General features: G+C 44.1%; 10 protein-coding genes and 1 pseudogene. 7 read left to right on the top strand and 4 right to left on the bottom strand.

The window, feature by feature from the left end:
• Positions 1-512 precede the first annotated feature (512 nt).
• On the top strand, positions 513-689 hold the full coding sequence (locus C7379_RS12760; protein WP_165815062.1) for a hypothetical protein: 177 nt from the start codon (positions 513-515) through the stop codon (positions 687-689).
• Positions 690-1,174: 485 nt separating this feature from the next.
• Here C7379_RS12760 and C7379_RS10245 read toward each other — a convergent pair whose 3' ends face one another.
• Positions 1,175-1,396: an NrfD family oxidoreductase membrane subunit gene (locus C7379_RS10245; RefSeq protein ID WP_116617225.1), complete on the bottom strand. Its 222-nt coding sequence runs from the start codon at positions 1,394-1,396 to the stop codon at positions 1,175-1,177.
• 4 nt (positions 1,397-1,400) lie between these two features.
• Positions 1,401-1,880, bottom strand: a complete 480-nt coding sequence (locus C7379_RS10240; protein ID WP_116617224.1) for a hypothetical protein — start codon at positions 1,878-1,880, stop codon at positions 1,401-1,403.
• 435 nt (positions 1,881-2,315) lie between these two features.
• On the opposite strand from C7379_RS10240, the gene C7379_RS10235 reads away from it, so the two are divergent.
• The 6 genes and pseudogenes from C7379_RS10235 to C7379_RS13220 all read left to right on the top strand — a co-directional run bounded on the left by C7379_RS10235 (position 2,316) and on the right by C7379_RS13220 (position 8,735).
• Positions 2,316-3,569 (top strand): ATP-binding protein, encoded by a 1,254-nt coding sequence (locus tag C7379_RS10235; RefSeq protein WP_116617223.1) that lies wholly within the window; start codon positions 2,316-2,318, stop codon positions 3,567-3,569.
• 519 nt (positions 3,570-4,088) lie between these two features.
• A pseudogene (locus C7379_RS13155) lies at positions 4,089-4,911 on the top strand (group II intron maturase-specific domain-containing protein).
• Between the two features lie 223 nt (positions 4,912-5,134).
• Positions 5,135-7,516, top strand: a complete 2,382-nt coding sequence (locus C7379_RS10225) for a carboxypeptidase regulatory-like domain-containing protein (RefSeq protein ID WP_116617222.1) — start codon at positions 5,135-5,137, stop codon at positions 7,514-7,516.
• Between the two features lie 166 nt (positions 7,517-7,682).
• Complete coding sequence (locus C7379_RS10215) at positions 7,683-7,916, top strand: hypothetical protein (protein ID WP_116617220.1); 234 nt, start codon at positions 7,683-7,685, stop codon at positions 7,914-7,916.
• Positions 7,916-8,332: a hypothetical protein gene (locus C7379_RS13225; RefSeq protein ID WP_243406775.1), complete on the top strand. Its 417-nt coding sequence runs from the start codon at positions 7,916-7,918 to the stop codon at positions 8,330-8,332. The genes C7379_RS10215 and C7379_RS13225 overlap by 1 nt, the downstream gene beginning before the upstream one ends.
• An 82-nt stretch (positions 8,333-8,414) precedes the next feature.
• Positions 8,415-8,735: a group II intron maturase-specific domain-containing protein gene (locus tag C7379_RS13220; protein ID WP_419185312.1), complete on the top strand. Its 321-nt coding sequence runs from the start codon at positions 8,415-8,417 to the stop codon at positions 8,733-8,735.
• 124 nt (positions 8,736-8,859) lie between these two features.
• On the opposite strand, the gene C7379_RS10205 is transcribed toward C7379_RS13220, so the two are convergent.
• Positions 8,860-9,363, bottom strand: coding sequence for a hypothetical protein (locus tag C7379_RS10205; protein ID WP_116617219.1), 504 nt, complete (start codon positions 9,361-9,363; stop codon positions 8,860-8,862).
• A 13-nt stretch (positions 9,364-9,376) separates the two neighbouring features.
• Positions 9,377-10,174: a topoisomerase C-terminal repeat-containing protein gene (locus tag C7379_RS10200; protein WP_116617218.1), complete on the bottom strand. Its 798-nt coding sequence runs from the start codon at positions 10,172-10,174 to the stop codon at positions 9,377-9,379.
• Positions 10,175-10,253: the final 79 nt, after the last annotated feature.

Genomic DNA, 10,253 nt, shown 5'->3' with positions numbered 1-10,253 from the left:
TGCTTGCAAAGGTACAGATGAACAAGTATTCCTGAGCGATGCAGAAAAATGAAAGATGAAGAATAAAAACCTATGATACAGTTGTTTACCTTCAACTCGTAACCCCTTTTTGCTTTTTCCTTGATGGGTTACGATTTGGTAACGGAACTCCTGCCGTTTGATGCTTCCTTTCGCCTAACTCGATAAAGGCAAAAAAATGCTAAATGATACTATTTCAAATAGTTACATTCCTTACATTTCCCTCTGTTTCCCCTAATTCTTGACTACCGACTATGCGGACGAAATGACCTAACCTCTCTCCCTTGTCATTCTACGTCTCTGAAGAATGATGAAAGCGGTATTGTAATGGTTGCTGCTTTATGCGCAATGAATGGAGATACGGCTTTCAGGGAAAAAGCCTTCTGAAATATAGTTAAAACCATATAGGTAGTCTGTGTAACCCCACTGCAACACAAGAATTGGGTTACACTGGAGATGCACTGACGTTACACAGGAAAAATGTGCGATATGGTGTGCATAGGCACGGAGCAGGAAGTAAGATGGGCGGAGCCGTGGAGCGGTCATGGGCGGCAGTCCATCACCAGCGTAACAGCGGCAGCCTATCCCTCCTGTACCATGCTATGCACTCCATCCAGCACATAGTGGATAACCGCTCTCCCTTGTTGCTCTGTGTCCCAACGGAGCGATGAAAGCGGTGTGGAGTCATCATACGCATTTATGACGTGATAGCGAGACACGGCTTTCAGGGTAATTAAGTACTCCCAAATAAAAGTCTTGTTTTTTGCGTTAAAAACAAGACTTTTATTTTAACCAAGCATTATTCAGCTAAGCATCTTTCTCCCAAACAGGCAGCGGACTGTGACCGCTGCCCGAATTTGAAAGCTGGGCATACCTTGTCAGATATACCCCAGCCATGCTCACTCCTCCCTGCTTACAAGGATGGTTTTAGAACACCCAATCAATCTCACGGTACGACAAAGTGGACTGAATGTCACTGCCCATGACCATTCCACAGTGTTTTAGGATTTTGCATAACACTTAGCTTCCTCGCTACACTCTGCTTCTACCTTGAAAGTACCCTCAAAGATGTATCGAGCCGGTACGCTATAAATTTTCTTCATTGTATTTCCTTTTGAAGGAGTATGCCTGAAACTCGGCACACTCCTGGTTCTACTTAGTCAAACATCGCATTGACGTGGGTTTCAAACTCGTCGTCTGAATAGCTGTAGAAGATGTCATCTTCCACATATCCGTAAAATAGATTGTCCACTAATGGAAAATCTTCTTTCCACTTGTCGCACACACTACAGGGTGCAAATAGTGCATCGCCCAACTGCGCATTGCAAATCTCTCTTGCATCAACGCCCTCTATCGAAAAAATACTGATATTCTCCATGCTTTTAGAAATGAAAATCAATGATACCACCGATATAAAGTTCGTCACCTTCCGTCAGATGCTCCACCATGCGCATCAACTCCGCCGACTTTTCCGCAAAGATCTGATAGTCGTCATTACAAAGGTAGAATTGTGCATCCGTGCCTAGCGGATTCTGCGGCTCGGTCTCCAACTGGTACAACTCACCACAAAAGTTCATCACGTTTTCCGTGTTTACCTTTGCCACCTTCGTTTGAATACGCTCAACCCACTCTCGTTTCCACTGTCCAAAACCGCCTTGATACACCAAGGTCGTTTCATCTTTCAGGCGAAACATGCCCAATGGCAGAATATGAGCCATGAGCGAGTAAACGGCTCTCTTCCGTTCTTCTTCTGATATGGCGGCACAATAGTCATAATCGCTGCCATCACCCTGCAACAAGGTATCTTCACAGAGATAGCCCTCGATGCGTTCTTCCGATAATTGAAAAATCCATGCGTGCATAACTTACAATTTTAAGAGGTTATAAATCTTAATCTTTTCCCTTTTGTGAAGTCGAAAGACTTCTTGCAGGTACTTGATTTTCGAGCAAAACAGGACGGCATAAGCGGGAAAAATAAGGCAAGCAATGCACGGAAAAATCGACGGAATACCCAAATCTTGATTTGAGGAAGGCTGCCGTCTATTTTTCTGCGCATAGCCCCCAGCGTTGCTTGCCGTTCTTTCCTATGCCGTAACTTTGCAAAGAAAATGAGTACTTGCAGCAAGGAGGCAACCGCAAACATGGAAATGATAGAAAGTAAATACCGCACATCATGACGTACCTTTCTCTGATAATAGGGAAAACAAGAAAATAATTACTGTTTTCTTGCTTAAATGACATGAAATAGTTATATTTGCTGCATAAATCTGTGTCGTGACACAAAAATATATTCTAAAATGCTATTTGAACGGAAGTATTACCTAAGCCAGCTACAGAATGCTGATGGAAACGGTATGATCAAAATCATCACCGGGATGCGACGCTGTGGCAAGTCATTCCTCCTTTTCAATATCTTCCGAAAGAGTCTTCTTGAAAGGGGCATTCACGAAGATCACATTATTAAAGTCAATTTAGAGGATCGCCGAAATAAGAAGCTACGTAATCCAGATGCACTTCTTGAACATATCGATAAATTGATGACAGATACAGAGAAGTATTACATTCTGTTGGATGAGGTGCAGTTGGTCAGTGAGTTTGAGGATGTTCTTAACTCTTACCTTGACGTACCCAATGCAGAAGTGTATGTTACCGGCTCAAATGCAAAATTCCTTTCAAGAGACATTATAACGGAATTTCGTGGACGAGGATGGGAAGTACGCATCCATCCACTTAGTTTTGCAGAATATTATGAGGTGATAGGTGGTGAAAAGGCAGAAGTCCTGGATCAATACTATAAATATGGTGGCCTGCCAGCTGTGGCAGGAATGAAACGAGCTAAAGACAAGCAGAATTACCTCCGCGAGATTTTTGAGACGGTGTATCTAAGAGATGTTATTGACCGCAACCATCTAAAGAATGCAGACGGCTTACGGGAGCTGGTTCGTATTCTTGCCTCTACTATGGGGGCGAGTACCAACGTGCGACGAATTTCAAACACTTTCAAGACTGCCGCAGGCATAGATGTTGCCCCTGCAACGATAGCCAAATACATCGCGTGTCTGCAAGATGCATTCATCATCAGCGAAGCATTACGCTATGATGTCAAGGGTAGGAAATATATCGGCACAGAAACCAAGTATTATTTCGAGGATTTAGGGATAAGGAATGCCGTTGTTGAATTCCGCCAATTTGAGCCAACCCATATTATGGAGAATGTTGTATATAACGACTTATGCCGCAATGGTTTCTCGGTTGATGTCGGATTAGTTGAAAGTTTCAAACGCGATAATAACGGCAAACTCACAAGACGAAACCTCGAAATAGATTTTGTCGTCAATCGACATGATGAACGATTATACATTCAGTCTGCCTATGCTTTACCTTCAAAGGAGAAAGTTGATCAGGAACAAGCCTCACTCTTGCAAGTGTCAGACGGCTTCCGCAAGATTATCATTGCCGGTGATCATTACAGTACTGGTTATAATGAGAATGGCATCTTGGTAATTGGACTTTACGATTTTCTGTTGGAGAAAGCGAATATCTGGAAATAGTATAAACAGCAAGTCTATAATACTCAAGGAAGAAACAGGGGAAGCTACAGATAACTTCTCCTGCTACTTTTTTACGTACGCTCGGCATGAGCATTATCTAACGGGTGGAAGTCCCGAGTAAGCCTAATAGCGGGAATTACATAGCCAAGAGCAAGGGTGTTCATCGTGAGATGAAATCTGAAGGAAGCTGGCGGCAAACATCTGACCTAACGAACAGAAACTTCATATAAGGCATATGACCATGGATAAGATTGCATACCAAATCAAAGTCCTATAGCTATTCGGAATGGTTGGTGGAGTTTCCTTGAGCTTAGCGAAAAAATGAAGTAGGTATAAGATGGAAAGATAATGTCCTTATCCGAGGAGGTCTCACGGACGTTTCAAATAGTTGTTTTTACGAAAGAAGCGGAGTAAAGCTTGCCGTGAGAAGTCAGCAGACGCCATAGTAGTGGAGTACTCGAAAACGCTCCATGAAGGGCTGAACCTATATATTAAGCGATAGTAATTGAAACATACCTTATGAAGGAAAGAATGCAGAAAACATTATCCCAAGTTAATGGCTGTCCCCAAAGAGATAGGTCGGAAACCGAATGGTATGGGGGAGTGCAGACCTTCATGTGGATGTGTGAAGACAACATCGTGGAAGTACCATTTGACAAGGAACACCTCCTTGAGCAAATCCTTAGTCCTGCAAATCTCAACCGAGCCAACAAGGCAGTGATGAGAAACAAGGGATGTGGTGGTATCGACAAGATGTCGTGTGAGCAACTGCTCCCATGGCTCTTAACCAAGTTTGAAAAAGTTTTACCGGACAGCAATAACTCTATATCTCAAAGTCAACAAGTAAAAGACCGTAGTGTCGTATGTGCGAGGAACGAAATACCTCGGCTACTCCTTTTATGTGATGAAAGGTAAATGCCAACTCACGGTGCATCCTAAGTCCAAAGCCAAGATGAAGTCAAAGCTAAAAGAATTGACAAGTCGCAGTAATGGATGGGGATACGCCAAGAGAAAGCAAAAACTGAAAGAATACATACAAGGTTGGGTCGGTTATTATCACCTTGCCAATATGAAACGTTTCTTGCTTGAAACAGACGAATGGTTAAGACGTAGAATACGCATGTGTATATGGAAGGCTTGGAAGAAAGTCAGGACAAAAGTGGCAAACCTCATTAGATGTGGTATCAATCAATACAAAGCATACGAATGGGGTAATACTCGCAAGGGTTATTGGCGAATAGCTGATAGTCCTATATTAACAAGGGCGATAGATAACAATAGACTACGCCCAGCTGGGTATGCAACTTTAATGGGGGCGTATCTCGAATGGCACCCAAAATAGGAACCGCCGTATGCGGAACCGCATGTACGGTGGTGTGAGAGGTCGGTGAACACGAGAGTAGGAGATAAACACCTATGATTAGTGTTTACCTCCTACTCGATTGCTTAATTCAGCAAAATTTCAATGAGAAAGTAGTGAACATTCATGATTAATTGATGGGATTTTAACAGGTTTGTAATATGCTATAATTATTTTTGGCGCGAACAAATCTTATAACCATCGTATGATGAAAAGGTGGATTGGCACTGGTATGCTGTTGTTAGTTGTTTCCATGGCCATCATGGCACAAGGAAACAGAACGCAAAAGGTATTGGGTAGGGTGACGGACATTCATGGAAACCCGTTGGCTGATGTTAGTTTGAGCATTGTAAACGCGGAGCCTTCAATCACCCAAACCACAGATAAAGTGGGTCGTTTTGAACTACAAGTACCGTTGGGCAGGCAAGTTTTGCGGGCCAGTTCAGTGGGCTACCAGGACAAGGAGATCAGTTTGTTGTTGGTTATGGGTGAAGAAGTGTCACTTGATGTCAAACTGGAGTCTGCCACTTATAATCTCAAGGGCGTAGAGGTGAAGCGATATTACAACAAAGCTCGGCCCCTACAGCCGCTTGCCTATGCAGGTGCTCGCAGCTTTAGTGTGGAAGAAACAGAGCGTTATGCGGGTTCGTTAGGCGATCCAAGCAGGATGGTGAGGAGCTTTGCAGGCGTGATGCCCATCAACGATTCGCGTAATGAGATTGTGGTGAGAGGCAACTCATCATTAGGGGTGCAATATCGATTGGATGGGATTGAAATTCCAAATCCTAACCATTTCAACGCCGGACTGGGAATGACGGCTGGACAGGTAACTGCCCTTAATATGAATGTTGTTACCAACTCTGATTTTTTGTTGGGCGGTTGGCAGGCAACAAAAGGCAATGCACTTGCGGCAATCTTTGATCTGAATCTGAGAAAAGGCAATCCCAACAACCACCAAATGCGCTTCCAGATGGGCTATAATGGAGCCGAACTCATGACAGAGGGGCCGATGGTCAAGGACGGTTCGATGACCTATCTTGCCTCCTATCGTTATTCCATCCCAGAGTTGGCAAGCTATGCCATGAAGATTTTCGGCAAATCCATGGCCGTTGTGCCAAGATATCAAGACCTTACCACCAAGATAGATTGGCGCATCCATGAGGGTCACACGCTTTCATTGATTGGCATTGTAGGAACAAGTAGCATTCATCTCAAGACATCAGAACTCTCCGGGGCGGGTACGACCGTGCAAGTTGACAAGCTATCATTTGACCAAAAGGTTAACTTACGCAGTGGCTTGGCATTGTTAGGTATGGTCTATCATGGCCAACTGGCTGCTCGGACCGATCTTCATGCCACACTTTCTTGGAACTATAATGATATAAAGATGAGAGTCTACAATAAGGAATTGGCCAATCAAGAAGACTTTAAAATGATTTTTACGGATCTAACCAAGGAACACAAACTCTCGTTTTCGGCCGATATCCGTCATCGATTATCCACGCATCACGACAATCTTTATGTGGGTACGGTTGTCGATCAATATTATCTCAATATGTTCAATGAGGTGGAAGATACACCCTATCCCCTCAATGACGATAGAAGCACATTATCACTTTATCGCGCTTATGCGCAGTATCAACATTTGTTCAGCGATGCTTTTACTGTCACTGCAGGCGTACATGGCAGTTATTTGCCCCTGAATGGCAACTATGCTTTGGAACCACGCGCTGCAGCTGAGTTGAAACTTGGTACCCATCACACCATTGGCCTCGCAGGAGGCCTTTACAGTCAGTTGCCTCCGCACACTTTTTTCTTTGTCAAAGAGGCCGATGGTCATTATTCGGACAGCAATCATCACTTGGGGTTCTCCAAGAGTTGGCATGCAAACCTCTCGCACAACTATCAAATTAACAAGGATTGGCGTGTGCATACAGAACTGTATTGTCAATGGCTTTTTGATATTGCGGCTGAGAACAAGGCCTATGGAGTGTCGCTACTCAATTATGGAGCAGGCGAAAACTCCATGGAACGCATCGCCGGACTTCGCAATATTGGCAGGGGACGAAACTATGGACTTGAACTGACTGTGGAAAAATTCTTCAGCAAAAATTATTTCTTCTTGATGTCCGGCACCCTCTATCGCTCACGCTATACCGACCCAGTACTCAACCATGAATTCAGCACAGTGTTTGATGGTGGTTACATCCTCAATGTCACTGGTGGGTTTGAATGGCCTGTGAGCAGCAAGTGGACTCTCTTTGCCTCACCTCAGTTGGCGCTCTCGGGTGGCTTGAGATACACGCCTGTTGATGAGGTGGCATCTCAAGCGGCTCACGACCAGGTGTACCAATACGAAAAGTGGTATCAAGAACAAATGCCTGCTTACTTCAGATTGGACACTCGTTTGGGCGGCAGACTGAATGGTAAGAAGGTCTCACAGGAGTGGGGAATTGACTTAATTAACCTCACAAATCGAAAAAATATCGCGTACATGTTTTATGATATTAATAAAGGTGCGTATGTGTCACAATATCATTTCTCCTTTTTTCCCATGGTAGTCTACCGCCTACATTTTGGTCTGTAAGCTCAAAAGATGTCCATTGGTGAGCGTGCGTGATGCTCTTGTCACGGTTTTGAAGGCACAAAGCATGTGAACGTACGTGCTTGATGGTGATGTACTTCTTATTTGAATCTTCACAATGATTTTAAAAATCTTTTCATTATTTTTGTCATCAAATAGAAAATATGGCATGAAAAGATTATTCTCCATTTTATTATTTATATGGATGACGCAGTGGGTTGTCGCCATACCGGTCAAAAAGAGTGGGTGGAAAATCATTCGACTTGCGAGTGGAGTGGAGATAAGAGCGATGTTCAAAGGCGATGAACACCTGCATTACATGGAGGATGAAGATGGTCAGAAATACGTTTTTGACGAACAACTTCAGGCTTATCCACCTGCCGATTATAAGATGGAAAGATAATGTTCTTATCCGAGGAGGTCTCATCCCAAGTTAATGGCTTTCCCCAAAGAGATAGGTCGGAAACCGAATGGTATGGGGGAGTGCAGACCTTCATGTGGATGTGTGAAGACAACATCGTGGAAGTACCATTTGACAAGGAACACCTCCTTGAGCAAATCCTTAGTCCTGCAAATCTCAACCGAGCCAACAAGGCAGTGATGAGAAACAAGGGATGTGGTGGTATCGACAAGATGTCGTGTGAGCAACTGCTTCCATGGCTCTTAACCAAGTTTGAAAAAGTTTTACCAGACAGCAATAACTCTATATCTCAAAGTCAACAAGTAAAAGACCGTAGTGTCGTATGTGCGAGGAACGAAATACCTCGGCTACTCCTTTTATGTAATGAAAGGCAAATGCCAACTCACGGTGCATCCTAAGTCCAAAGCCAAGATGAAGTCAAAGCTAAAAGAATTGACAAGTCGCAGTAATGGATGAGGATACGCCAAGAGAAAGCAAAAACTGAAAGAATACATACAAGGTTGGGTCGGTTATTATCACCTTTCCAATATGAAACGTCTCTTGCTTGAAACAGACGAATGGTTAAGGCGTAGCATACGCATGTCTATATGGAAGGCTTGGAAGAAAGTCAGGACAAAAGTGGCAAACCTCATTAGATGTGGTATCAATCAATACAAAGCATACGAATGGGGTAATACTCGCAAGGGTTATTGGCGAATAGCTGATAGTCCTATTTTAACAAGGGCGATAGATAACAATAGACTACGCTCAGCTGGGTATGCAACTTTAATGGGGGCGTATCACGAATGGCATCCAAAATAGGAACCGCCGTATGCGGAACCGCATGTACGGTGGTGTGAGAGGTCGGTGAACACGAAAGTAGGAAATAAACACCTATGATTAGTGTTTACCTCCTACTCGATTATGTATCTTCATGAAAGAACTTTTATGGCAGCGGTAGCTCAAACGTCCTCACCACTGACTTGCCGTCCTTACTGATAAAGAACCACCGTTCAGCATTGTATTTCATGCCATGATGCGTTACCGCCTGATAGTCGATCTTCACTTTCCAACCCGTCCATTCCTTTTTGCCAGTAGCCTGACTGAGCATCTGTCGAATGTCCGAGTTGGCACGCATCTGCCTTTCGGCGAGATCCATCACGTAGAAGTCATTGATGTCCAGCGACTGCATATTGTTGGTACGTTTCATAATACTGTCCGTGACCGACTTCATGATACGGATGATGCCCTCCTTCTCTTGTTGCGAGAAGTAGCTGAACCCAAAAGCCGAATCAGGCTCTGATATCGCCAACATCTGCAACTGCTTAGGATATTCCACCGACTGTTTCAGATTCTCCACAGCCAACTGCTTCAACGCATGACGCTTATTTTTACAACCAGTGAGGCATAACAATGCCACCACTACAAATATAATACTTTTTCTTTTCATCACTAATAACTGCTTAAATCATGATTATTCTGTCTTTTTCAGGTGTCAGTTGCAAACGCTTGTAGTACACTGTACCGTCTTCCTTGTAAAATTCGATGCAGTCCCTGGTTACGCCCTGCTCACAAATCTGTTTCACCTCCTCCACCGATACGGCATGACCGCTGATGTTACGCCAGATAGAGAACTTGCATGGATGTTCGGCATTGCGATAGTTGACACAGTTGTAGGCCTTCAGCCCAACATGCAGGTCGCCGCCGCAATGCGGACACTTTGCGATGCGCGATTCCAGCTTCACCTTGCCTTCAGCTATCGACAACGACGAGGCAAACATCTTCCACTCATTTGAGGCAAAGCCCTCCAGGGCGATATGCTTGCCATTCAAGAACGCCACGGCATCCTGCTCCATAATCCTACGGTTGCAGATAATACCCGGAATCATAAAGTCACACGATGGATGCTCACCGATGGAATTTTCACATCGGTAGCCCTTTGAGGTCTTGCGCATCTTACCTCCACAGATAGGACATACTCCGTCGATGTAATGTACACCTGATGATACCACCACCTTTCCATTACGGATGACGAGAGCCGCCTTAAAATACTGTCCGTCCCTGTTTTGCAGAGAGAGTACCCCCGTATGACCATGCTTGACAAGTTTCGCCACCAGTTCCTCCGTTACCTCCAAATTAAACAAACGATTAGGGATAACGAATCCACAGGACTGCTCACTGCACTTCCAGTCCTGCTCGTCGTGCACCATTGTACCTCTGCCACAAACAGGGCAAATCATTAAGTTATTTGTATCACTCATATCTTTGTTATTTCTTAAAGTTTAATGATTACCAGGCAAATCCGTTGTTTGCACTGCTCTTCCTCGAAATAACAAAGTG

The sequence above is a fragment of the Hallella colorans genome (genome assembly GCF_003096815.1).
Lineage (GTDB): Bacteria > Bacteroidota > Bacteroidia > Bacteroidales > Bacteroidaceae > Prevotella > Prevotella colorans.
This window is presented reverse-complemented; position numbering and strand designations above follow the sequence as displayed.